We start from the raw sequence: 25314 nt of genomic DNA, 5'->3' as shown, positions 1-25314 counted from the left end.
AATCTTATCCATAAGAAGGCCTCTTTCATTTATGTATTTGCCCTGCAAAGCATACATTTATGATAAAGTGCCTTCTTTCTTTTTTCCAGTAAAATTATTGGCTCTCGAGAACTATTTTACACATACTGGTTGGTTCTACAACATTTAACGTTGGTGAGTAGAAAATGCACTTCTTTTTAACTCTAACTCTATTAGAAACTCAGTTTCAGAAATTTCTGGAGGCATATGGGGTTGCTTATAGCCATGAAAAGGATGCAATGAGAATTACCCCGAGTTAAGCTTCAGCTTTTACTCGGGGTTTGTTCTCCGCTGCGCTGCGCATACCATATCCGTACGTCGCTAGCGCTCCAACGGCTTCGGCAAAGCTTGCAAGTCTTGAGACGCGGCGTTCCCATGGCGTTCCATAAGCAACCCCATAGGCCGAAGGAAATTTCTTTACCAACATTAAAAGATGAAGAACCAAAAAAGCAGGAAAAGAGAACTTAGATTCTCTTTTCCTGCTTTCAGCTAGTCTTTATTTAAATCTCTTAATAATTCATCGATGCGGTTTCCATAAGCCACTGACTCATCTCTTTCAAACATCAATTCTGGTGTTTTGTAGATAGATAAGCGTTGGCCCAATTCTTTACGAATCAAACCAGTGGCTTTATCTAAACCAGCTTGAGCGTCTTGAACGTCTTTTTCTTTGTCAGATAAAGTACTGTAAAAAACAGTTGCTTGTTGTAAATCACCTGTTACGCGTACATCCGTAATGTTGATTCCTTGAACTCTGGGATCACGTATTCGTTTACGTATAATGTCGTTGACTTCTCTTTGAATTTCTTGAGCAACTCTTCCTACTCTATAGTTCGCCATTGTATCTCCCTACTTTCTACTTAAAAAGGTGGAGCAGACTAGACTCTTTGTAATGTCATTGAATCTTTTTGTTGGGAAAACCCTCCTGTGAAAAGAAACAAGTGAACTCTACAACTCTACGGAAGTCTATGCAGTCTGCATTACTCTCTTATTTAGGTTGAATTTGGACCATTTCATATGCTTCAACAATATCGTCAACTTTGATATCGTTGTAGTCTTTAATCATTAAACCACATTCGAAACCTTTTTTCACTTCTTTTGCATCATCCTTGAAGCGTTTCAAGCTGGTCAACTCGCCTTCGTAAATAACAATATTGTCACGAACCAAACGAACACTACTGTTGCGTGAAATGTGTCCATCAGTGACAAATGCTCCCGCAATGGTTCCAACTTTAGAAACAACAAACGTTTCTCGAATGACTGCTTGTCCTGTTACTTTTTCTTCGTATTCTGGATCTAGCAAACCTTTCATTGCAGTTTCAATTTCATCAATTGCGTTGTAGATAATACGGTGAAGACGAATATCCACTTTTTCTTGATCTGCTTGAACTTTTGCTTGCGGAGTGGGACGAACGTTAAATCCAATGATAATGGCATTACTTGCAGCAGCTAATGTAATGTCGCTTTCATTAATTGCCCCAACGCCAGTGTGGATGATCTTAACGCGTACACCTTCTACTTCGATTTTTTGTAAACTTGCTGCTAAAGCTTCAGTTGAACCTTGTACGTCCGCTTTGATAATAACGTTAACTTCTTTTAATTCGCCCTCTTGTAGACTAGAGAACAAGTTATCAATGGTAACACGGTTGGTTACTGCACGTTGTTCTACTTGAAGTTGTTTCTCACGAGTTTCTCCAACAGAACGAGCTGTTTTTTCATCTTCGAACACTACAAATTGGTCCCCAGCTAAAGGTGCATTGTTTAAACCAGTGATTTCAACTGGAGCTGACGGACCTGCAGTTTTCAAACGACGACCTAATTCGTTGACCATTACGCGGACACGACCATAAGTTGAACCTACGACAATAGGATCCCCTACTTTTAACGTACCTTCTTTGATCAATAGTGTAGCAATAGGACCTTTGGCTTTATCTAAACGAGCTTCAATAACAGAGCCAATAGCTAAACGTTTAGGGTCAGCTTTTAATTCTTGAACTTCAGAAACCAGTAAAATCATTTCCAATAATTCTTCGATATTTTGACCAAACTTAGCAGAGATGCTGACAAAGATGGTGTCTCCACCCCAAGCTTCAGGAATCAAACCATACTCAGTTAATTCTTGCATTACGCGGTCTGGGTTAGCTGTCGGTTTATCAACTTTGTTCACGGCAACAATAATGGGAACATCAGCTGCTTTAGCATGATTGATCGCTTCTACTGTTTGTGGCATAACTCCATCATCAGCTGCTACAACGATGATAACGATATCGGTAACATCTGCACCACGTGCACGCATAGTTGTAAATGCCGCATGTCCTGGTGTATCTAAGAAAGTGATTTTTTTGCCATTCTTAGTGATTTGATAAGCTCCGATGTGCTGAGTGATTCCGCCAGCTTCGCCTTCACTTACGCTCGTATTTCTCAGAGTATCCAATAAAGTTGTTTTACCGTGGTCTACGTGACCCATGATCGTTACAACTGGTGGGCGCTCTTGTAAATGTTCTTCATTGACTTCTTGATCAAAGTAAACATCTAAATCAGAAATATCCACTTCCACTTTTTCTTCTGCTTCAATACCGTATTCTGCTGCTAATAACTCAATGGCTTCTTTGCTTAAGCTTTGGTTTTGAGTAGCTACGACACCTAGCAAGAAAAGTTTTTTGATAATTTCAGCTGGTTCGCGGTAAATTTTCTTAGAAATTTCAGCCACATTCATCCCATCTGTATACACCAATACTTCTGGTAACTCTCTTTCTTTTCTTGGTACTGGTGGTGCTACTGGATGGCTTTCACCTTTTCTGCCTTTTTTCTTCCGTTTGTTGTAACCACCGTGTGTTCCCATGCTTCCACGGTTACGGTATGGTTTATTCGTGCTCTTTTTCTTATCCATAGAAGGACTTGCGCTTTGAGTTCCTGCACTTGCAGTAGTTCTTGGTTTAGAAGCAGCTGCTTTCTTTGGAGTAGAGCTTTTTTTTGCGGCTGAATCTTTCTTAGGTCCGCGGTTATCGTTTTTAGGCTTTTCAGCAGCTGTACGTGGAACTACTTTCTTAGTAGAAGCAGTTTTGCTGGTTGATGCCTTATTTCCGTTAGTTTGTTGCTTTTGGTTCTTATTTGGTTTGTTTTGTTGATTATCTATAGTATGATCTCCCTTATTTTGCTGCTGCTTCGTATGTGAACCAGCATTATTCTCTTTTATTTGGGTTGCTTGTTCGTTTTTCTTATTTGAAGCAAAAGCATTATTCAGCTTTGTAACTTGCGCATCATCCATTGATGACATATGCGTATGATACTCAATACCTAGTTTTCCAGCTGCATCAATAACATCTTTGCTTGAAATATTTTTTTCTTTTGCGTACTCATAGACACGTTTCTTAGCCATGCAATCACCCTCCATTAAATTGATAATAATTCTCGGATTTTTTTCGCAAAGCCAGCATCTGTCAAACAGACTATTGTTCGTTCCTTTCCTATAGCTTGACTTAATTCAGCTTTGGAATACTGAATAGTGTAAGGAATTTCATAGTATTGGCATTTATCCGAAATTTTCTTGCGTGTGTTCTCACTTGCATCGTTTGCAATGATCACCACTTTGGCTTTTTCTGAACGAACTTGTTTGATCGTCAGATCTTCTCCAGAAACTAATTTACCAGCTCGAGTGGCTAAGCCCAGCAAATTCAATGCTTTTTGTTCATTGGTCATAAACTCATCCGTGCTTTCTGATGCGTCACATAATCCAGCAATGACTGGTAAAAGTCATCTTCTATTTTAGCTCCAAAAACACGCTCTAAAACATGCTTGTCCCAAGCAGATTGGACAATTTCAGGTTCAATAGAGACATATGCTCCACGACCTGGTAATTTACCGCTTGGATCGATTGCGATTTCGCCTTCTTTATTTCTAACAATTCGAATCATTTCTTTTTTAGGCTTCATTTCATTTGAAACGACGCATTTTCGCAGGGGGACTTTTCTTTTTGTCATGGAAATCACCTCACTAATCTTCAGTAACGTCTTGCTCTTGATTATCTTGGTCTTCCAATAAGTCGTTATCGATCATTTCTTCAGCAACATCATCGCTTTCCAAACTTTCAATAACTTCTGGATCTTCAGTTAAAGGTGCTACGATTTCTTCTGCCTCTACAACAGCTTCTACCGGCATATCTTCAGCAGCATCAATCAAGTCTTCCGTTGTCACTAAACCAACTTCTTCTTCTGCCTCTTGCATAGCTTCCATATCAGATTCTGACTTGATATCGATTTTAAATCCTGTCAATTTAGCAGCTAAACGAGCATTTTGTCCACGTTTACCAATTGCCAATGACAATTGATAGTCGGGCACAACTACTAAACAGCTGTTTGTTGCTTCATCAAAGACCACATCGATAACTTTTGCTGGATTTAACGCATTTGCAATATAAGTTGCTGGATTTTCGCTCCATTCAACAATATCCATGTTTTCGCCTTTTAGTTCATTTACAATCGCTTGAACACGTTGTCCTTTAGGACCCACACACGTTCCCACTGGATCAATTTGTTCGTCTCTTGAGACAACAGCTACTTTTGCACGATCTCCGGCTTCACGAGCAATAGATACGATCTCTACAACACCATCATAGATTTCAGGAACTTCTTGTTCAAATAAACGTTTTAATAAATCTGGGTGGCTGCGGCTAACAAAAATTTGAGGTCCTTTTGAAGTGTTTTCAACCTTTGTTACATATACTTTAATGCGGTCATGAGGTTTGTAGACTTCATTTGGTATTTGCTCTTGTTTTGATAACACCGCTTCGATTTTACCAAGATTTACATAAATGTAACGATTGTCTTGGCGTTCAACGATTCCTTGCATAATATCATTTTCATAAGCAATAAATTCATTGTAGATAATACTTCTTTCTGCTTCACGGATACGTTGCATGATGACTTGTTTCGCAGTTTGTGCAGCGATACGTCCAAAATTTTTAGGGGTTACTTCAAAACGAATTTTGTCGCCGATCTCATAAGCAGGATTGATCTTGATTGATTCTTCAAGACTCACTTCTAAACGAGAATCGTACACTGTATCCACTACATCTTTTACAGAATAAACACTAATGTTTCCCTTTTTTTGATTAAATTCAACTTCAACATTTTGTGCTTGTCCATAATTTCTTTTGTACGCAGAAACTAATGCAGCTTCCAAAGCATCAATCACTAATTCTTTGGAAATCCCTTTTTCAGTTTCTAAGTCATCAAGAGCATTTAGTAATTCTTTGCTCATCTTTTTCTCTCCTATTCAATTGTAGTCTATTTAGAACTGTATTGCCAATCTAGCTTTTGCTATTTTTGAACGATTCAATTCTATCTCTTTTGTGCGTGTTTTAATCCGAACAGTCAACGTTAGGCTGTCTTCTGTCAACTCTTTCAAAGTTCCTTCATACACTTTTTCACCGTCGATCGGTTCATACAGTGAAACATGGATAAATTTTCCTACTGCATTTTGAAAATCTTTTTCCGTTTTGATTGGTCTTTCTGCTCCTGGAGAAGAAACCTCTAGGAAATATGCATGCGGAAAAGGATCCGGCGTGATTTGGTCTAAACGTTCGCTGACTTTTTCACTTACTAATGCGCAATCTTCTAAACTAACCCCTTGCGGCTGGTCAATATATACACGCAAAAACCAATTCTTACCTTCTTTTATATATTCAATATCTACCAATTCGTACTCTAAGTCTTGTATCATGGGTTGTACAAGCTCCGTAACAGTCGTTACAATATTACTCAATACTTTTCGCCTCCTATCATTAGACGTATATAATCGCTTAAAAAGAGTGAGCGCCGCCGCTCACTCTAACAGAATATCTAAACACACTTGAAATAGTACCACAAAATCAAGCAAGACGCAAACAAACAGCACCTTTCATGCTCCAAGGAGTTTAAATAATTGACTGATTACATCATATCAAATAAAGACAATTGATTTTCGTCAGGCAATCCTTTTAAAACACCATTTTCATTCATGTATTCAATGACCGTTTTTGAAACTTTCCCTCTTTTTGATAAATCTTCCTTAGATAAAAAGGGTTTTTCCTCTCGTGCCACAACGATTTGTTGCGCTACGTTCGCACCTAAACTGGGTACAGCTCTGAAGGGAGCAATCAGTGTATTTCCATTGATCACAAAATCTTTGGCATCTGATTTGTCTAAATCAACCATTTTGAAATCAAAACCACGTTCGACCATTTCATTTGCCAACTCTAAAACAGTGAGCAAACTCTTATCTTTAGCGGAAGCATCTAAACCTTTATCGGTGATTTCCTTAATTTTTACTTTGATGGCTTCTTTCCCCTGTGACATGGCGACTAAATCAAAGTCGTTTGCTCTCACAGAGAAATAAGCTGCATAATACAAGATCGGAAAATGAACTTTGTAATATGCTACCCGTAAAGCCATCAGTACATAAGCTGCAGCATGGGCTTTAGGAAACATATACTTGATCTTCAAACAAGACTCAATGTACCATTCCGCAATCCCTTCATCACGCATCGTTTGTTGCCAATCATCTGGGATTCCTTTTCCTTTACGCACGTGCTCCATAATTTGGAACGATAAACCTGCTTCCAATCCATTATGAATAAGGTAAACCATAATATCATCACGACATCCAATAACTTCAGATAAGGGAATATTGTGGTTTCGAATCAATTCTTCCGCATTTCCCAACCAAACGTCTGTCCCATGAGAAAGACCAGAGATCTGCAACAATTCAGCGAATGTATTAGGTCTTGTCTCTTCCAACATCCCCCGAACAAATCGAGTTCCAAATTCAGGTATGCCAAGCGTTCCGGTCTTAGAAAGAATTTGATCTGGTAAAACCCCTAAAACATCTGTTCCTTGGAATATTTTCATCACTTCTGGATCATCAGTTGGAATGGTTTTTGGATCTATTCCAGACAGATCTTGCAGCATTCGAATCACTGTCGGATCATCATGTCCCAGAATATCAAGTTTCAAGACATTATCATGAATCGAGTGGAAATCAAAATGCGTCGTACGCCATTCTGAATCTTGATCATCTGCTGGGAACTGCACTGGAGTAAAATCATACACATCCATATAATCCGGAATAACGATTATCCCCCCTGGGTGCTGACCAGTTGTTTTCTTGACCCCGGAAGAGCCTTTTGCTAAACGATCGATCTCAGCCGCACGAAGGTTCTGGTTGGTGTCTCTTTCATACCCTTTTACATAACCATAAGCGGTACGATCGGCCACCGTACTGATTGTTCCAGCACGGAAAACATACTCTTCCCCAAACAATACTTTGGTGTAATCATGAGCTTTTGCTTGATAATCACCTGAAAAGTTCAAATCGATATCGGGAACTTTGTCTCCGTTAAACCCTAAAAAAGTTTCAAAGGGAATGTCATGTCCGTCTTTATGCAATCGAACTCCGCAATTTGGGCACATTTTTTCAGGTAAATCAAACCCGGATCCTACTGAACCATCTTCGAAGAACTCAGAATACTTGCAATCTGGACAACGGTAATGTGGAGGCATCGGATTTACTTCTGTGATTCCCGTCATCGTAGCTACAAAGCTGGATCCTACTGAACCCCGAGATCCCACTAGATAACCTTCAGAGACACTTTTGTGGACTAATTTTTGGGAGATCAAGTAGATCACTGAGAAACCATTTCCAATAATACTTGTCAATTCTTTTTCTAATCGTTTCTCGATTATTTCAGGCAGCGGATCACCATATAAACGGTGAGCTTCATCATAACTCAGTTTTCGAATCTCTTCTTCTGAACCTGGTATTTTTGGTGTGTATAAGTCCGTTTTTACAGGAGTGATATCACCGTCCACTAGATCAGCAATTTTATTAGTATTGGTCACGACTATTTCATGTGCTTTCTCTTTACCGATAAACGCAAAAGCATCCAACATTTCTGTCGTCGTTCTAAAGTGAACTTGCGGCAATTCAGCTCTATTTAATTCCAATGCTCCTCCTAAAGAATGGACCAATATTTTACGGTATACAGCATCTTCGGGATTTAAATAGTGAGCATTTCCTGTAGCAGTGACCGGCTTGTTCAGCTCTTCTCCTATTTGGAGTAAATTGCGGATAATTTCTTCTAAATCTTTTTCATTGCGCACTAATTCTCGTTCAATCAATGGAGCATAGACTTCTTTAGGCATAATTTCGATGTAATCATAAAAACGGGCTTTCTTTTTAGCTTCATCGTATCCTTTTTGCATCATCGCTTCAAAAACTTCTCCATTGCTGCAAGCAGAACCGATAATCAATCCTTCTCGATATTTTGTCAATTCTGAACGCGGAATTCTTGGCGTACGGAAAAAGTATTGTACGTTAGATAAGGTAACCAGTTTAAACAGATTCTTAAGACCTTCTTGGGTCGTCGCTAGTATCGTAGCGTGGAATGGACGTGCTCTTTTATAAGCATCTCCTTCACCAATTTTACTATTCAATTGATTATGATTGACGATCTGATGTTCTTCTTCGGCTTCTTTTAAGAACATCCAGCATAAATGAGCGGTTGTTTCAGAATCATAAATAGCTCGGTGATGCTGTTCTAAAGCTACACCATACTTTTTAGCCAAAGTGTTCAATCGATGGCTTTTAAATTGCGGGTGTAAAAAGCGCGACAATTCCAAGGTATCAATAACCGGATTTGCAGCCTCAGGGAGGTGATGACGAGTGTATCCCGTATTCAAGAAACCCATATCAAAACTAGCATTGTGTGCTACCAGAATGGACCCTTCCGCAAAATCACTGAATAATTTCAACACTTCTTCTTCCGTTTTTGATCCTCGAACCATATCATCCGTGATTCCAGTTAAATTGATTGTTGTTTGAGATAACCGATGACCAGGATCAATGAATTGTTCAAAAGTCTCCGTAATGTTTCCTTTGTACATTTTAACGGCAGATAATTCAATAATTTTATCGTACACAGCAGATAGTCCAGTGGTCTCTACGTCAAATACCACGTAAGTCGCTTCAGCTAAGTTTGCATCAGCAGGATTATAGGCAATATCCACGCCATCATCTACCACATTGGCTTCAATTCCATATAAGATCTTCACACCATGTTTCTGACCAGCACTATATGCATCCGGGAAACCTTGTGCTCCTGAATGGTCTGTCAGCGCAATCGCCTTATGTCCCCATTTTGCAGCTTGTTCTACATAATCCGCTATATTATTCGTAGCGTCCATCGTACTCATATTGCTGTGCACATGCAATTCTACCCGCTTATCGCCTTCAGGAGCCTTGTCTTTACGACTTTCATGACTAACTTGGGCTAAATCTTGGGCATTCATGACCAAATCTCTCATGTACGTATCTTCTTGAATACCACCGCGAGCTTTGAACCACATTCCTTTTTTGATGGCTGCAAAAGCCGCTTCATCTTCAGGTGTATTTGAAAATTTCTTGATGGAAAATGATGAAGTATAGTCTGTCATTTTAATGGTCAATAATTGTCTGCCGGAACGCAATTCACGAATCTCTGTATCAAATACATACCCTTCGATAGTCACGCGTCTTTCTTCTTCAAGAATCTCACTCATTTGCTTCACTTTTTCAGAGTCAGCAATTTTTCTTCCTAATAAGATGGGCCCTGTTATAGGCTGCAGCTCTTTGTTCGCTTGTCTTTCTTTCTCAGCTTTTTGAATGTTTTCAGCAGCTCGTTGAGCTAATAAATCATCAGCTTCTTCTTTTTTAGCTTTAAATTCATGTATGTTTTGTTCATAAGCTTCTTGGTCAACCATAGGTTCAATTTTAAAATTCGGAAAACCCATTTGTTGATAAGCTTCTTCTACTGGAGGTAAGTACATATTTTTCAAATGCCCTTTGACGATGTCGTTTTCAACTAAAAAGTGCACTTTACGTTCTTGAATAATTGGAAACTGATCTCTAAAGGGCTGATCACAAATGGGCGAAGAAACTTTACTTTTCTTCACAGCAGTAGACCAGTAGTTTTCCAATTTTTCTATGGTCAACTTAGGTTTTGTTGTTTGAATCGTTACCTCAATTGCTGCAATGGAAGTAAACGCCAGTTGCATTGACTCTAGTAAATTTTGATAAACCTCAAACGGCAAAATATCTTCGAATTGAAAATCAAATTGCCATATTTTTGATGCTTTATGAACCGTAACTTTTTGAATTCTGCCATTTGCAAAATATGGACGGTACTCGACTTTGTGGTGCAACCCAATTTGTTCTAACAATTGGTGAAACAAATTTTCTTGATCTAAACTCATTAGTCCATCCCTTCCTCTATATCATCCCTGCAAGGTAGTTGACAATAGAAAAATGATAGAATGCAAGCAACATCAATAAATGATGTAATCTGTTTTCTATCATTTTTCATCTGATTTTTACCCTCTAAACGCTCAACCGTTGAAGAGCTCTCTGTTTAGTTTACAGGAAATACCGTTGGATGTCATTCCACGTTACAGCTAACATCAGCAGCAATAACAATCCAACACCAATTAATGTGATTATACTTTCTTTTTCTTCGCTTAATGGTTTCCCGCGAACACCTTCCACAATGTTCAATAGTAGTTTACCGCCATCTAAAGCTGGGATAGGCATCAAGTTAATGATCCCTAAATTGACACTCAAAAAGGCCAACCAATTTAAAATACCTATAAACCCAGTTGAAACTACAGCTTCAGTCGTTGCATAAATCGCTACAGGCCCTCCAAACATATCTACTGAAAATCCAGAAGTAAACATGGAGCCAAATACTGCAAAGATTTGACTGGCTACTGACCAAGTTTGGGTAAATCCTGAACTGATTTTCCCTAAAACAGAAGTATCCTGGTATGGTTCCACACCGATCAATCCGATTGCAGTTCCTTCTGCTGATTCACTAGCTTCCGGAACAATAGACAATTCTTCACTAGAACCATCTTCATGTTGAACTGTAACGACCAATTCTTCTTCTGGACTTTGTTGAATCACTTGTTGCATATTTACCCAAGAATCAATGGATTCGCCATTAATTTCTTGAATCAAATCTCCAGAAGCTAGACCAGATTCTTCTGCAACACTATCCGGTAAGACATTTCCAATTTGGCTTTCGGTAGTGTAAACTCCGCCTTGTATAAATGCTAACAGAATAAATGCCACAATGGCTAATATAATATTGTTCATCGGTCCTGCAAAATTTGTCATCATTCGTTGCGGTAAACTTGCAGACTGGAATTGAACATCCAGCGGAGCTATTTGAACTTCCGTCCCATCTTCCTCAATCATTAAAGCGTCTCTTTTGACCGAGTAGCGTACGGTCTCATCTGATTCACCATTCACATAACCTTCTACAAACAACTCTTTTTCTAAATCAATGCTGACAACTTCAATCGGAGTAGCATTGACCAACTGTTTCTTTTTAGACGTATTGATCGTAGTAACTTCGCCGTTTTCGTCTAATACCAAACCAACTGGCGTCCCAGGTTTGATTTCGACATCTTCTTCATAACCAGCCATTCGAACGTATCCGCCGACTGGTAATATCCGTACAGTATAAGTGGTTTCATTTTTACGGTAAGAAAAAATTTTCGGACCAAACCCAATGGCAAATTCTCTTACAAGAATACCTGACTTTTTAGCAAAATAATAATGGCCGTACTCGTGAAAAACAACTAATATACTGAATACAATGATAAATGTAATAATTGTCGTTACCATTCGTTCGCTCCTCTACTATACGTCTTCATATATTTCTAAAGTAGTGCTTAAATCAAACCGACTATGCTTAAGATAGGAAATACAAACAACATACTGTCAAAACGGTCCAATACACCACCATGTCCTGGGAAGATATTGCCAGAATCCTTGATACCGTAATACCGTTTAAAGGCTGATTCTACTAAATCTCCTAATTGGCCTGCCATAGACAACAACAGCATCAAAATCAGAGACCAAAAAAACGGCATGCTTAAAGGTACAAAATAAAGATAAACAGCTGCTACTAAAACAGCTGTTACTGTTCCGCCTACAGACCCTTCGATCGTTTTGTTGGGACTGATATTTGGAGCCAGTTTATTTTTGCCGATTTTCCGACCAATCAAATAAGCAAAAATATCGGTTGCCCAAATGGTCACCAACACTAAAATCAGTAACCCTAGTCCGCTATCCCGCGTTTCCAGTAAAGATCTAAAACCAATTCCGATATAAAGTATCCCTAAAATAGACACTGCCGCATCGTCAAAAGAAAAATCATTTTTTGAGAAAACAGTACAAACCAATAAGATCACAGTGGCTAGATGGATAAACGTTTCTGAACTAAATCCTTGTGGCAGTATCCCTACTAACTCTTGTGCAAAAATAAACCCCATTAAGGCAATTGTAGAAATCAATCCTTCTACAGAAAAAATAGAGTTGCCCTTCATTCTAAATAACTCAAATAATCCAATAATCGCTAAAAGTGCAATTGTAATTCCTAACAACCATCCACCGACATACACTACGGGTATAAAAATGGCCGCCATCACTAAAGCAGTGATAATTCTTTGTTTCACAATATTTCCTCCTAAACTTCACTAAGAGTTTCTTAAACTCCACCAAATCGACGTTGTCTTTTTTGGTATACGGCCAAAGCTTCATCAAAAGCTTTTTCATTAAAATCTGGCCAAGCAAGCGATGAAAAATAAAATTCGCTGTATGCATTTTGCCAGAGCATAAAATTACTGATTCTTTCTTCTCCGCTGGTGCGTATCATATAATCTACTTCTTGATATTCCCCCAGTACAGAACTCATTAAATACTGTTCGAAATCTTCTTCAGTTACTTTATGAAGGTTTTTCTTTCCTGCTGCAATATCTTTGGCTAACTCTTTTGAAGCAGCTAAAATTTCACTTCTGCCACCATAATTTACAGCAAAATTTAATATCATCCCAGTATTTCCTGCTGTTTCTTGTATAGCATTTTCCATTACTTTTTTCGTTTTTCGAGGCAACTTATCCGGGATACCGATCATAGTCACTTTAATATTCGCTTCCATGATTTCTGGCATAAAAGTATCAAAAAATTCAACCGGCAGCTGCATTAAATAATTCACTTCATCCAACGGCCGCTTCCAATTTTCAGTAGAAAACGCGTAAACCGTTAATGCTTTGACACCTCGTTTATTGGCATGCTTTGCGATTGTCTTCACTTGATCCATACCTGCTTTGTGTCCTAAAGAACGTTTTAACCCTCTACTTTTAGCCCAACGTCCATTTCCATCCATAATAACAGCAACATGGTTAGGTATGCTGCCTTCTTGTGAGAAGATTCCCTCTTCTGTATAACTTTCTTTTTCTTGATTACTCATTGCGATTTGACCGCCCTTCACTAACAAACTTTCCTCTTCCTATTGTAGCAAATCATTGTTTAAAATCCTATGAGTTTAAAGAAAAAATAACATTTTGCCAAAAGAAAGAAGGTGTATTTTGGCTATTTTGAACGTTTTTTCTAAAAAAAGAGTCGTAGCCTGTACACGCGTTATATAAGGCAGCTACCATGTCTATAGTCTAAACGTCTGGCCGCCTTATCTTCTGTTGTAAATGATTTACTTCATGCTCTTTCGTAGCCGCGTGAGCTAAACGCCTCACTTCAGGCTCTGAGTATATGTTTCGATTCTATTTTGTTCGAGTGTTATACTGTATGTAGCAATAAATAGTTTTAAAAACTAAGGGGGCTATTTTATGAAGAGAAAAATTGTGCAATTTATTGTAGGATTGATCCTTTCAGCCGTTGCAGCAAAAGTAACTTCATTGATTTTAGGCGATGACACTAAGAAAGAACCTAAAAAAGCAAGCTTTTTAGATTTTAACTAAACAAAAGCAGCATTTCTCTATACCGGTTTGGTGAAAGAGGCATGCTGCTTTTTGCATTGGTTTTAAAAGAAGAATTACCCTTCGATGAGTTCTTTTTCTTTTTCAGCTGCTATTTTATCTAACTCGATTACACTGTTGTCTGTTATCTTTTGAACTTCGCCTTCAAAATAGTGTTGATCATCAAGAGTGATGTCACCATTTTTTTCAGCTTTTTTCAAATCGTCCATAGCATCACGGCGGATGTTGCGTACAGAAATTTTAGCATTTTCAGCTTCTTTACCTACTTGTTTAGCTAATTCCTTACGACGTTCAGTAGTTAATTGAGGCACTACCAGACGAATCACGTTTCCATCGGTTGATGGGCTGATGCCGATATCGCTCTGCATGATGGCACGTTCAACATCTTTGATAGAAGACTTGTCAAACGGTGTAATCATTAAAACGCGAGGCTCTGGAACATTGATTTGAGCTAATTGGTTCAACGGTGTTGGTATGCCGTAGTATTCAACTTGAATACGGTCCAATAAACTTGGATTAGCGCGTCCAGCACGGATCGCACCCAATTCACGTTGCAACGATTGCTCAGTTTTCGTCATTCTTTCTCTTGTCTCTTTCAATAATTGTTCACTCATTGTACTTTCCCCCTAACAGTAGTTCCAATCACTTCTCCTAGAACTACTCGTTTAATATTTCCTGTTTCGTTCAAATTAAACACCACTAAAGGAATATCGTTATCCATACTTAGTGAGCTGGCTGTTGTATCCATAACTTGTAATCCTTTATTGATAATATCTAAGTGAGTCAACTCATCAAATTTAACGGCTTCTTTATCCAATTTTGGATCAGCTGAATACACACCATCAACATTATTTTTAGCCATCAAAATAACATCTGCTTCAATTTCCGCAGCACGTAATGCTGAAGTAGTATCCGTTGAAAAATATGGATTTCCTGTACCACCAGCGAAAATGACCACTCGGCCTTTTTCTAGATGACGCATGGCTTTTCTGCGGATATAAGGTTCCGCGATTTGACGCATTTCAATTGAAGTTTGAACTCTGGTTGGGACTCCTTCATTTTCCAAGCAATCTTGTAAAGCTAAAGCATTCATCACCGTTGCAAGCATACCCATATAGTCTGCTTGTGCGCGTTCCATGCCCATTTCTTCCCCGATTTTTCCACGCCAGATATTTCCGCCACCGACCACGATAGCAATTTCAATGCCTAAATCGTGAACTTCTTGGATTTCTTTACAAATTTCTTGGATAGTTGGCGGTTTTATTCCAAACCCAGAATCTCCAGCCAATGCTTCACCGCTCAGTTTAAGTACAATTCTCTTATACTTTGGTTCCTTCTTCACATTCATTACCTCCATTGGCTATTTACTCTCATATTTTAGCATACTCTATGAAAAACTTCATCCTGATTATACCACATACCGTATACAGTTCTCACTTTTAAGCAGCTTTTTTTAATTCTTGGCTATTGTACAGACAAAACCATACAAAAATAGAGAGGATAATAGTACTCCTCTCTATAAAAATGTTTTATTTTTTAACTTGACTCATTACTTCGTCTGCAAAATTTTCTTGACGTTTTTCGATTCCTTCTCCAACTTCAAAGCGAGCAAATCCTTTTACAGAAGCGCCATTAGCTTTCAAGTAGTCCCCAACAGTTTGATCTGGGTCTTTAACGAATGGTTGGTCTACTAAACTGATTTCTGACAACCATTTGCTTAAACGGCCTTTGATCATTTTTTCAACGATGTTAGCTGGTTTGCCTTCATTTAAAGCTTGTTCAGTCAACACTTTTGTTTCATGATCGATTTTTTCAGCTGGTACTTCTTCACGAGTCGTGTATAGTGGGTTGATAGCTGCGATGTGCATAGCAATGTCACGCGCTACTTCTTCTTTATCAGTACCTTCTAATTGTACTAATACACCGATACGTCCGCCCATGTGCAAGTATGAACCGAATACTTCGTTGTCCGCTTTTTCAAAGCGTACAAAACGACGCAAGCTGATTTTTTCACCGATAGTCGTTGTAGCAGAAATAATTTCTGATTCAATTGTACCTTCACCGGCAGTTAATTTGTTTGCATCTTCTAATGATACTGGATTTCCGTTAGCGATGACTTCTGTAATATCACGTACTAAGTTTTGGAATTTTTCGTTTTTAGAAACAAAGTCAGTTTCTGAATTGATTTCTGTTAAGGCAGCAATATTGCCATCAGTGTAAACACCAGTTAACCCTTCAGCAGCAACACGGTCTGCTTTTTTAGCAGCTTTTGCCATACCGTTTTCTCTTAGGTGATCTACTGCAGCGTCCATATCTCCATCAACGGCTACCAATGCTTTTTTAGCATCCATCATTCCAACACCCGTCATATCACGTAATTCTTTAACTAAAGCAGCTGTTACTTTTGCCATTTTATTCGTCCTCCTAAATGCTGTTTGTCTCTATTTTAATTTTTTTGAGGTTTATTGTAAAAAAAACTGTCTCAAAAAAAGGAAATGACGCCGCTTTGTAAAAAGTCGCTATTCACTTCTCACTTTTATCGAGACAGCTTTTATAAGGTTTATTGATTATTCAGCGTTGTCGCCTTCAACAACTTCTACGATTTCTTCGATAGAAGCAGTTTCAGTTGATTCTGGAGCTTCAGCTGTGAAAGTTTCTTCAACAACTTCGTCTTCGCCTTGGTTTCCTTCGATCATAGCGTCAGCCATTTTTGAAGTGATTAATTTAACTGCACGAATAGCATCATCGTTAGATGGAATGATTACATCGATTTCATCTGGATCACAGTTAGTATCAACCATAGCTACGATAGGAATGTTCAATTTGTGAGCTTCTTGAATTGCGATACGTTCTTTACGAGGGTCAACTACGAACATAACGTCTGGAATTCTAGGCATATCTTTGATTCCGCCTAAGAATTTTTCTAAACGGTCACGTTCTTTGATTAAGATACCCACTTCTTTTTTAGGAAGTAATTCAAAAGTTCCGTCTGCTTCCATTTTATCAATATCTTTCAAACGTTTGATACGTTTTTGGATAGTATCCCAGTTAGTTAAAGTTCCGCCTAACCAACGGTGGTTAACGAAAAATTGACCAGAACGTTGAGCTTCTTCTTTAATAGATTCTTGTGCTTGTTTTTTAGTTCCAACGAAAAGAGCGATCCCGCCATTTTCTGCTACATCTCTTACATATTTGTAAGCTGTATCTGCTAATTTAACTGTTTTTTGCAAGTCAATGATGTAGATACCGTTTCTTTCTGTAAAGATGTATTTCTTCATTTTTGGGTTCCAACGACGTGTTTGGTGTCCAAAATGAACTCCTGCTTCTAGCAATTGTTTCATAGAAATTACTGCCATGATTGTGTTCCTCCATTTGGTTTTTGTATTTATCCCTCCCTCAAAATCAACTGCAGGGAAACTTAAGTAAACTTAAGCACCTTCCGATGCATCCTTTGAGGTGTGATATAGTTGATGCTTTTAGCACCGTCTTATATTATACGATCAATTTCTGTATAATGCAAGAAAAAATTCAACAACACATCGAATGTAATGTGTTGTTGAATTTTATGTTTACAGAGACTCCATTCCAACGCTGAGGATTTCTCGTATATCTTGTTCAGTCAATTGATTTGCTGAACGTTTGTCCCCGTGATCTTCTGTAATGACTTGATCAAACAAGGATTTCTTTTCTTGTTGCAAAGCATTGATCTTTTCTTCGATTGTTCCTTCCGCAATCAAGCGCCATACTTCTACGACGTTCTTTTGGCCAATCCGGTGAGCTCTGCCGGCAGCTTGTTCTTCTACAGCTGGGTTCCACCAGAGATCATATAAGATGACTGTGTCGGCGCCAGTTAAATTCAAACCGGTTCCTCCAGCTTTCAACGAAATCAAAAAGATTGGTTTCTCACCATCGTTGAACTGATTGACCATATTGATCCGTTCAACAGGTTTTGTTTTTCCGCTCAAATAGAAGCTGGAAATGTTTTCTTTAGCCAATTCAGCTTCAATGATATCCAACATCGAAGTAAATTGAGAGAAAATCAGAATACGTTTATTATTCTCCAACGCATTTGAAACAATCTCTTTTAATTGCAGCAGTTTACCAGATTCCCCTTCATAATCATCTATGAATAATCGTGGATCACAGCAAATTTGGCGCAAGCGAGTGAGTGAAGCCAAAATAGCGATACGATTCTTTTTGAAATCATCTCCGCTCATTCCCTGCACCGTTTGTTGAATTTGTTGCAAGTACGCTAAGTAAACTGTTTTCTGCTCTTTAGTCAGCGTACTGAACATGTTGGTCTCGATTTTTTCCGGCAATTCTTTCAATACATCTTTTTTGACCCTTCTTAGTACAAAAGGCTGGATCATTTTAGCGATTTTTTCATTGGACATTCCCTTGAATTTTTTAATAGACGGGAAAAATCCTGGCATAATCAATTGAAAGATCGCCCATAATTCTTCGATCTTGTTCTCAATCGGCGTCCCGCTTAAGGCGAATTTTCTAGGTACCGAAAGACTTCTTAAGGCTTGAGAAGTCTTGGTATGGTAGTTTTTCACCATTTGAGATTCATCCATCACTAATGTACTAAAGGATTGTTTTTTGTACAGCTCAACATCCTGACGGAAACTTTGGTAAGAAGTAATGAGGACATCATTGTTTTCAACGTCTTGGATTTGATGTTCTCGTTCTTCGATGCTTCCTGTGACAACAGCCGCTCTAATACTTGGAGCAAATTTTTTCAATTCATGGAACCAGTTGTACGTTAAAGATGCAGGAGCAATAATCAGAAACGGATTCTTTTCGCCCTGCTCAATTTCAGACTGGATATAGGTAATGACTTGGAGCGTTTTCCCCAGCCCCATGTCATCTGCTAAAATCCCGCCAAAACCATATTTCGACAACATCTTGAGCCATTTAAACCCAGTTGTTTGGTATGATCTTAATTCTCCATTTAACTGTTCTGGGAGTTCGGCCTCAATAGACTGAGGCTGATTTAGATCTTGGACCATTTGCTGGAATTTTTTTGACAAGACGGGTTGAACATCGCCTTCTTTTTCTAGAAGATGAGATAGTTCCAATCCGCGGTAACTTGGGATAGTCACCCCTCCGTTCTGGAAATCTTTAGAACTCCGCAGTTCATTTAGAACCCGGCTGATTTGTTGAAGTTCGTCTGATTCCAATGACAGTAATTTTCCATTTTCTAATTTATGGAAACTTTTTCTGTCCATTAAACTTTGCAATACTTGATTGACTTCATCTTTACTGATGCCTTTAATGTCAAATCGGATATCTAATAAACCGCCCTCTTGTTGGATGTCTACGTTTGTATCCGAATCTATTTGATCCAAGAAGATGCTGTCTAAACTATCGTTGATGTAAACTTCTGCTGATTCTTCCAGCAAGGGAATCTCCTTAGTAAAGAATTCATAGAATTTTTCATCTTGTACTAAGCGTTTAGTGTAGTCTTTTTCTTGACGTTTGTAGCCTAATTCGTTCAATAAATTTAAGGTTTGAATTTCTTTTTTACTGTCTCGAATGACTTGAACTTTTTCTTCAGGCAATTGGTTTTCGTTCGGATCAGTAGACAGCACCATATGGCGGTAGTTAAATTCTACTACTGCATGCAGTTCCTCATTTTCATAGGTGAAGTAAATACACGTCTTCAAAGGTTCATGAATAAAGGTGTTTTCCACTTCTTCAGACATGTGCACCGGTGCTAACTTAGAAAGCATTGGCAAAACATAAGCTGTAAAGTCCGGCATGTCTTCTTGCTGGATCTCAATATCGTCTCCTTCATGCCTTTGTAAGAAAGACTGCAAAGGTTGGATGGCTTTTACTTGTTCACGAGTCGGATCGTAAATCGTATCTTGAACAATGTACCAATGGTAATCTTTCAAGTAAACATCTGTATTGTCATCAATACTTAAAGAGATATTGCCTTCATGATCATTCAATTCAAATTGATAGGGAATCTGTCCTTCGACAAAAGTGATCCGAGAGTAATGTGCTCCCTTGATATCAAATTGCATATTAGTCGTTTCTTGGTATTGTTCTATAAATCTTCTTGTAAAAGAAGGTGTTAATACAAAATAACGCTTATTATTAAAAATTGATTTAGCCTCTGTATAATTTCCTCGAACAAAAAATTGAGACTCCATTTCTGCGTACAATTCATTCATTACTTTTTCATCAGCAGCTTCCAATTCAACCGTTTTGAAATCCACCCATTGATTAGCTTTATATTCAAATTTGTCTTTGTTCATAAAAGCTGTTAAAAAAGCTTGTGTATCTTTAATGACATATAATTTATCTGTACCAGCTCGCAAACTGACCACTAATACTTCTCCAGAATGGCGCACTAATGCCGTGCTTTCTGGTTTATGCTCTATTCTAAATTCCAGCTTAAAAGGTTGACTTTCTTTTTTCTCCGCAGCATACAAACTGGTTGTATCGTCTAAAAATTGTCTTGAAAATAATACTGTCAGCTCTTTTCCAGGGTTGAGAGAATTTTTCGCAACCTTTTCAGCATTTTCAAGTGTCATAATTCTGCTGATTTGACGATCTTTCAATTCTAATTCAACTGCAACCGTGTGTTTACAGTATCCATGATTTTTCCAATAATCGCATTCGCAAAAATCTTGTTCTCGCGTTGTTCCGTCTAATTCCACATGGTAACGATCATCGTCCAACACATCAGCTGTCCACATTTTTTCTTCGATTGAAGCATTTACAGAAAGAACTCGTTTTTCATCCACCAAATTTCTTCCTACTTCAATCAATCGTTCAGGTATACTCCACTTCACGAAACCAACCTACTTTCTAGCCGTTTTTCCAAAAAAATTGTTCTTCCAATAATTATCGAACAAAATTCTCCATCTATCTATTTTACGTTATCTTTTCAAAAAAAGAAACAGTAATGTATTTGATTTGTTGTTTAACTGGTTCAGTTAAGCATGTACTGCAGACAATTGACTTTTTCCGGTACCTAATGCATGAACCAGAATTTTATCCGGTATTCGGTCTTTTAATTCTTTGACATGACTGATGATTCCTACCAATTTCCCATCGCCATCAATTTGCATCAACGCTTCAATCGCTTGATCTAATGCATCTTCATCTAACGAACCAAAACCTTCATCAATAAAAATCGCTTCAATTTGTACTCCACCGGATTGACGCTGTACAACATCTGACAGAGATAAAGCCAATGAAAGTGCTGCAGTAAAGCTTTCCCCACCAGAAAGCGTCCCTACATTTCGAATCCCTCCAGCATGATCATCATAAATATTGATCTCTAGGCCTGTTCGGTTTTTATATGAACCATCTTCTCGATTCAGATCAAATAAGTAGCGATTGTTCGAAAGCTTTTGTAAGCGTTGGTTGGCCAGCATCAAGACTTCTTCTAAGAAGTAAGACAACACATAGCGTTCAAAACCTAGTTTACTATTTCCTGAATCACCGTTAGCCACATCAGATAGGGTTGCGATCTCCAGATAAAGATCCATATTTTTCTGATGTGCGTCCAAAATAGACTGACTCGTTTTCAGTACACTCTCATTTTGAGCGAAATGGTCTAACAGAACCGCTTTTTCTTCCGCTTTTTGCGTCTTTCTTTCACTTAACAGATCGTACTGTTCTTTTGCTTCTTTTAATTTTGGAAGAGGTTTGCCCTCTAACTTCTGTGTATTAAGTTCCAAGTTGTGTTGAATATTATAGTAAGTCTTTTCAAAATGATTGATCTCATTCCGCCAATCACTGATATAGGAACTATTCGCCAACTGCTTTTCTACTTCTTCCACGGCAGTAAAAGAACTTTCTTCTAGTGTCTGTGTTAATTGCTTCGTTAGTACTTGTTGTTTCTCTTGTTCCAAAGAGATTGTTTCGGAGATGGAACGCAATGTATAGCATACCTGTTCTTGTATTTTTTCAGCCGTTGTATGGCTTTTTCCAGCTTCTTCATACCGCTTATCCCAATTGTTTATAGCCTTAGTTCCAGCTTCTACTTCTGCGGCATAGCGTTCAGTATCCAAGTATTCTTCAGGGATTTCTTGACTCAGTTGTTTCAACTGTCCTTTTAGTTCACTCCATCGATTCCATTCTAGTTGAAGGTTTGTTTCACCGAGTGTAAGTTTTTCTTGAATCTCAGCTATTTCATGCTCAAAGTGCATTTTCTTCTCTTCATGACTGGCTTGAGAAGCTAACTGAATGTCAATAGCTCCTATTTGCTCATTTAGACCGCGTATCAGTTCCATCAGTTCTGTCTTCTGCTCATGGAGCTCTTTTTGTTTTAACGGTAAATGAGAGGCTTGTTCTTGCCAATAATCAAGTTTTTGATCTAATGATTGCGTCAACTCTTTCTCAGATGCTTCTAACTGGTCGATTTGCTGAGAGAGCACTTCAATTTCAGCTTGATGCGTAGTAACATGCTTCTCTTTTTCTTCTAAGCTCATCTCCAATTCAACAGCTGACTGGGTAGGATTTTCACTATTCATGCTGTGCAGAGGATGTTCCGTTGAACCACACACAGGACAGGGTTCTCCTTCAATCAGTTCTTCCGCTAATTTTTGGATCTGCACTTTAGCCCAATCACTTTTTACTGCTTTGTATTGTTTGACAGCTGCTTCCAACATTACAGCAACTTCGTTTTTACGAACGGTTTTCTCGCCTAATTCGGTTCTAAGGTGATTCTTTTGGGTATCGAGTTGAAGGACTTCTTGCAGCATACTTTGAGCCTTTTCAACTCTTTGAAGCTCGTCTTTCAACACATACAACTGGCTTTTTTGTTCTTTTAATGCCTCTAATACCTGATTTAATTTATCTTTTTCATAGATCAGCTCTTCTTGATCTGAAGTCAGTTTTTTGAGTTTGGCTTGAAGCTGTTGAACCACTATTTCTTGTTCTTTGTTTTGCTGCTCACTGGTTGTATAGGTTTCAATCGATTGTTTTAAGTGTGTCAATCTGATCAATTGTTCTTTACGCTGCTCTTGCTGTGCTTTTTCTTCTTCCAAATGTTCCTTTTGTTGAGTTGCTTTTTCTACATTTTCTTGAGCCGTTCGAAGCTCATCCAAAGCAGCAGTATGTTTTTGCTCAGCAACAGCAAGGGTTTGTCTGTTTTCCTTTAATTGAAACAGTAAGGGTTCAAAGGTTTTAGCTTCTTCAAACGATTTTATCGTGTGGTGAAGTTCAGTGATACGAAGTTGTTCTTTATTCAAGTCTGCTAAAGCAGCAGTCATGTCTGCTTTTTCGGTCAATAACTGTTGGATCGTTTGTTGTTCTATTAAAAAGTTGTTGGCTTCTGTAGTCTTTTTCATCAAATCAGCTATAGCACTGTCTAAGGCTGCTAAAATAGTGGTCCTATTTTGTTGGTCTTCTTTTAATTGTTCGATTTCTACTTTCATGCCTGCAAAGCCGGTCAAGTCAGAAACTGGTTTCTCATCAAGCCAATGCGCTCTGCTTAAAGCAGATTCCAATTCTTTCTCCTTTTCCAACAGCTTAACGTGCATCCCTTTTTTCTTCTCTTTTAATTTTTCGCTAAATTGCCGGTAGATTCCAGTTCCAAAAAGTTTTCTTAAAATGTTTTCTTTATCTCCGCTGTCTGCATTCAAAAAACGTCGGAATTCACCTTGAGGGATCATCACGATTTGGCGAAATTGATCACAAGTCAATTGCACCACTTCTTCGATCAAAGCATCTACTTCACTGATTTTGCTGACTTGTTGAAGTTCAGTTCCATCTTCACTAAAAACTCGAATCGATGCTTTTGCCGGCACATCACGAGTCCCCTCGCCCTTTAACTTTAGAAGAGTTTGAGCAGGACTGCGAACGATCTCATACAATTTGTTTTGTGCATGAAAGGTAAACGACACACTGGTTATTTCTTTAGCATTGGCAAATGTCGAGCGCATTTCTTTCGGCTCACGATTTGATCCATTCGTTTTTCCAAACAGCGCAAAACAGATCCCGTCAAATAAAGTTGTTTTCCCAGAACCGGTTTTTCCTGCAATCAAAAAGATATTGTTTCCATAAAAGTTGGAAAAATCGATCGTTTCATCCATATAAGGACCAAAAGCTTTGAGTGTCAATGATTGTGGGCGCATTTAATCCTCCTCCTTTTGAAATTCTTCAAATAATGATTCAACTAGTTTCACTTGTTTAGGCGTTAACGGTTCCTGCATGATCTCTTCAAAATATTGTCCAAACAATACATTCGGAGCTGAGGCAGTGGGCAGTTCTTTTTTAGCTTGTTTCATCCCAGAAAACAAACCTTTCTGATTGACTCTTTCCATCCCAATAACATTAGGATACACTTCTCTCAAACGATTCATTGCATTGGGCAGCATGACGGTGTCTTTTAATTTAATATAAATAAATTGGTCTCGTTTCACCTTTTGATAGTAGGATTCATCCATTAACGTCGCAAAAGCCTCTTCCAATACGAGAATGTCACGCGTTGGCTGAACGGTATGGAAGCTTTGCTCGTTGATTCCTTCGTCGTCTAGTTCTATGATGCGAAAACCTTTTTGTTGATCGGCTTCTGAAACCGAGTATTTTAATAAACTGCCAGAATACCGCACTGATTCATGACTCAGCGCATTGGGGAGGTGCAAATGTCCTAAGGCGACATAGGTAAAGTCTTTAAACACACCTGCAGACACATTATCTAGACCACCGACTGTTGATTCTGTTTCAGAATCAGTTCTTAAACTGCCTGTCACAAAAAAATGTGAGATCAATACTTGATTTTTTGCAGAATCAAATTGCTCAATCATTTTATTTACTATCTTTTGAACCGCTCGTTCAGGGGTGTCCAGTGTTTCGTCTTCAAAATACAACCGTGCATCAATCGGATCAAAATAAGGCAGCAAAAAAAATTGCGTATTGCCTAATGTAACTGGATTGAATACAGCATCATTGATTTTAGTCTGTACATGTAAGTTAGCTTGTTTAAACCATTGACTTCCGGATTCTAAACGAGTAGCGGAATCATGATTTCCAGAAATGGCCAAAACAGGAATCTGTTCTGTCAAATTCATATCAATCAACATTTGATTCAATACACTCACTGCCTCAGCAGGTGGTACAGCGCGGTCAAACAAATCTCCTGCGATTACAATAGCATCTACTTTTTCATTTTTAGCAGTTTCCAACAATTGCTCAAACACTTCACGTTGTTCCGCCAGCAATTGAAATCCATGAAGCTTTTTCCCAATGTGCCAATCTCCTGTATGTATGAACTTCATTTTCAGTCCTCCTATTTGTGTTTTTATCTCATCTAGTATACCAAAATAATCGCTGTCTCTCGAACAGCTTTTTGATATAGTTTGTGTCAAGTTTTTCTCGAGCGTCCTATTACTCCGCTAGTTTAGGCACTCTATTTTTGTACACTTGTCAGCTACCGCACGGCTCCGCCGCTTGCTGGCCCATCTTTTGGAAGAACGTTCCTAAA

General features: G+C 38.4%; 18 protein-coding genes. 1 reads left to right on the top strand and 17 read right to left on the bottom strand.

Going from position 1 to position 25314, the window contains the following annotated elements:
* Positions 1-507: 507 nt before the first annotated feature.
* The 10 genes from rbfA to ACEN4L_RS12605 form a co-directional block, all read right to left on the bottom strand.
* Positions 508-855 (bottom strand): 30S ribosome-binding factor RbfA, encoded by a 348-nt coding sequence (rbfA, locus tag ACEN4L_RS12650; protein ID WP_407097587.1) that lies wholly within the window; start codon positions 853-855, stop codon positions 508-510.
* Positions 856-1003: 148 nt separating this feature from the next.
* Positions 1004-3394, bottom strand: coding sequence for a translation initiation factor IF-2 (gene infB / locus ACEN4L_RS12645; protein WP_407097586.1), 2391 nt, complete (start codon positions 3392-3394; stop codon positions 1004-1006).
* 14 nt (positions 3395-3408) lie between these two features.
* A complete protein-coding gene (locus tag ACEN4L_RS12640; protein WP_407097585.1) occupies positions 3409-3714 on the bottom strand; it encodes a YlxQ-related RNA-binding protein in 306 nt (101 codons plus the stop codon).
* Positions 3711-3995 (bottom strand): RNase P modulator RnpM, encoded by a 285-nt coding sequence (gene rnpM, locus ACEN4L_RS12635; protein WP_204210962.1) that lies wholly within the window; start codon positions 3993-3995, stop codon positions 3711-3713. The genes ACEN4L_RS12640 and rnpM overlap by 4 nt, the downstream gene beginning before the upstream one ends.
* Before the next feature lie 13 nt (positions 3996-4008).
* Positions 4009-5274 carry a transcription termination factor NusA gene (gene nusA, locus ACEN4L_RS12630; protein WP_407097584.1) on the bottom strand — a complete coding sequence of 422 codons (1266 nt, stop codon included), beginning with the start codon at positions 5272-5274 and terminating at the stop codon, positions 4009-4011.
* 30 nt (positions 5275-5304) lie between these two features.
* Positions 5305-5778: a ribosome maturation factor RimP gene (rimP, locus tag ACEN4L_RS12625; protein ID WP_407097583.1), complete on the bottom strand. Its 474-nt coding sequence runs from the start codon at positions 5776-5778 to the stop codon at positions 5305-5307.
* Between the two features lie 167 nt (positions 5779-5945).
* On the bottom strand, positions 5946-10283 hold the full coding sequence (locus ACEN4L_RS12620; protein WP_407097582.1) for a PolC-type DNA polymerase III: 4338 nt from the start codon (positions 10281-10283) through the stop codon (positions 5946-5948).
* 160 nt (positions 10284-10443) lie between these two features.
* Entirely contained in the window at positions 10444-11715 is a 1272-nt protein-coding gene (gene rseP, locus ACEN4L_RS12615; protein ID WP_407097581.1) for an RIP metalloprotease RseP, read from the bottom strand.
* 47 nt (positions 11716-11762) lie between these two features.
* Positions 11763-12548: a phosphatidate cytidylyltransferase gene (locus ACEN4L_RS12610; RefSeq protein WP_407097580.1), complete on the bottom strand. Its 786-nt coding sequence runs from the start codon at positions 12546-12548 to the stop codon at positions 11763-11765.
* 32 nt (positions 12549-12580) lie between these two features.
* Positions 12581-13342, bottom strand: coding sequence for an isoprenyl transferase (locus ACEN4L_RS12605; RefSeq protein ID WP_407097588.1), 762 nt, complete (start codon positions 13340-13342; stop codon positions 12581-12583).
* Between the two features lie 373 nt (positions 13343-13715).
* Here ACEN4L_RS12605 and ACEN4L_RS12600 point away from each other — a divergent pair, with 373 nt between their 5' ends.
* Positions 13716-13847 carry a hypothetical protein gene (locus ACEN4L_RS12600; protein ID WP_407097579.1) on the top strand — a complete coding sequence of 44 codons (132 nt, stop codon included), beginning with the start codon at positions 13716-13718 and terminating at the stop codon, positions 13845-13847.
* Positions 13848-13921: 74 nt separating this feature from the next.
* On the opposite strand, the gene frr is transcribed toward ACEN4L_RS12600, so the two are convergent.
* From frr to ACEN4L_RS12565, 7 genes are all read right to left on the bottom strand, one after another.
* Positions 13922-14479 (bottom strand): ribosome recycling factor, encoded by a 558-nt coding sequence (frr, locus tag ACEN4L_RS12595; protein WP_407097578.1) that lies wholly within the window; start codon positions 14477-14479, stop codon positions 13922-13924.
* The gene (gene pyrH / locus ACEN4L_RS12590; RefSeq protein ID WP_407097577.1) at positions 14476-15207 is read right to left on the bottom strand and encodes a UMP kinase; all 732 of its coding nucleotides are present in this window, start codon (positions 15205-15207) and stop codon (positions 14476-14478) included. Before pyrH ends, frr begins: the two co-directional genes overlap by 4 nt.
* A 187-nt stretch (positions 15208-15394) precedes the next feature.
* On the bottom strand, positions 15395-16276 hold the full coding sequence (tsf, locus tag ACEN4L_RS12585) for a translation elongation factor Ts (RefSeq protein ID WP_407097576.1): 882 nt from the start codon (positions 16274-16276) through the stop codon (positions 15395-15397).
* Between the two features lie 156 nt (positions 16277-16432).
* Positions 16433-17221 carry a 30S ribosomal protein S2 gene (gene rpsB, locus ACEN4L_RS12580; RefSeq protein ID WP_407097575.1) on the bottom strand — a complete coding sequence of 263 codons (789 nt, stop codon included), beginning with the start codon at positions 17219-17221 and terminating at the stop codon, positions 16433-16435.
* A 213-nt stretch (positions 17222-17434) separates the two neighbouring features.
* The gene (locus ACEN4L_RS12575) at positions 17435-20671 is read right to left on the bottom strand and encodes an SNF2 helicase associated domain-containing protein (RefSeq protein WP_407097574.1); all 3237 of its coding nucleotides are present in this window, start codon (positions 20669-20671) and stop codon (positions 17435-17437) included.
* A 144-nt stretch (positions 20672-20815) separates the two neighbouring features.
* Positions 20816-23965 (bottom strand): AAA family ATPase, encoded by a 3150-nt coding sequence (locus ACEN4L_RS12570; protein ID WP_407097573.1) that lies wholly within the window; start codon positions 23963-23965, stop codon positions 20816-20818.
* The gene (locus ACEN4L_RS12565; RefSeq protein WP_407097572.1) at positions 23966-25108 is read right to left on the bottom strand and encodes an exonuclease SbcCD subunit D; all 1143 of its coding nucleotides are present in this window, start codon (positions 25106-25108) and stop codon (positions 23966-23968) included.
* Between the last annotated feature and the right edge of the window lie 206 nt (positions 25109-25314).

The organism is Desemzia sp. FAM 23988, from assembly GCF_045528365.1.
Classification (GTDB): Bacteria; Bacillota; Bacilli; order Lactobacillales; family Carnobacteriaceae; genus Desemzia.
The sequence above is the reverse complement of the archived record's forward strand: the minus strand, read 5'-3'. Positions and strand labels throughout refer to the sequence as shown.

Excerpts from the sequence above, each read along its gene's own strand:
- rbfA (WP_407097587.1), bottom strand. The coding sequence starts at position 855 with ATGGCGAACTATAGAGTAGGAAGAGTTGCTCAAGAAATTCAAAGAGAA.
- infB (WP_407097586.1), bottom strand. The coding sequence starts at position 3,394 with ATGGCTAAGAAACGTGTCTATGAGTACGCAAAAGAAAAAAATATTTCA.
- ACEN4L_RS12640 (WP_407097585.1), bottom strand. The coding sequence starts at position 3,714 with ATGACCAATGAACAAAAAGCATTGAATTTGCTGGGCTTAGCCACTCGA.
- rnpM (WP_204210962.1), bottom strand. The coding sequence starts at position 3,995 with ATGACAAAAAGAAAAGTCCCCCTGCGAAAATGCGTCGTTTCAAATGAA.
- nusA (WP_407097584.1), bottom strand. The coding sequence starts at position 5,274 with ATGAGCAAAGAATTACTAAATGCTCTTGATGACTTAGAAACTGAAAAA.
- ACEN4L_RS12620 (WP_407097582.1), bottom strand. The coding sequence starts at position 10,283 with ATGAGTTTAGATCAAGAAAATTTGTTTCACCAATTGTTAGAACAAATT.
- rseP (WP_407097581.1), bottom strand. The coding sequence starts at position 11,715 with ATGGTAACGACAATTATTACATTTATCATTGTATTCAGTATATTAGTT.
- ACEN4L_RS12605 (WP_407097588.1), bottom strand. The coding sequence starts at position 13,342 with ATGAGTAATCAAGAAAAAGAAAGTTATACAGAAGAGGGAATCTTCTCA.
- ACEN4L_RS12600 (WP_407097579.1), top strand. The coding sequence starts at position 13,716 with ATGAAGAGAAAAATTGTGCAATTTATTGTAGGATTGATCCTTTCAGCC.
- frr (WP_407097578.1), bottom strand. The coding sequence starts at position 14,479 with ATGAGTGAACAATTATTGAAAGAGACAAGAGAAAGAATGACGAAAACT.
- tsf (WP_407097576.1), bottom strand. The coding sequence starts at position 16,276 with ATGGCAAAAGTAACAGCTGCTTTAGTTAAAGAATTACGTGATATGACG.
- rpsB (WP_407097575.1), bottom strand. The coding sequence starts at position 17,221 with ATGGCAGTAATTTCTATGAAACAATTGCTAGAAGCAGGAGTTCATTTT.
- ACEN4L_RS12570 (WP_407097573.1), bottom strand. The coding sequence starts at position 23,965 with ATGCGCCCACAATCATTGACACTCAAAGCTTTTGGTCCTTATATGGAT.
- ACEN4L_RS12565 (WP_407097572.1), bottom strand. The coding sequence starts at position 25,108 with ATGAAGTTCATACATACAGGAGATTGGCACATTGGGAAAAAGCTTCAT.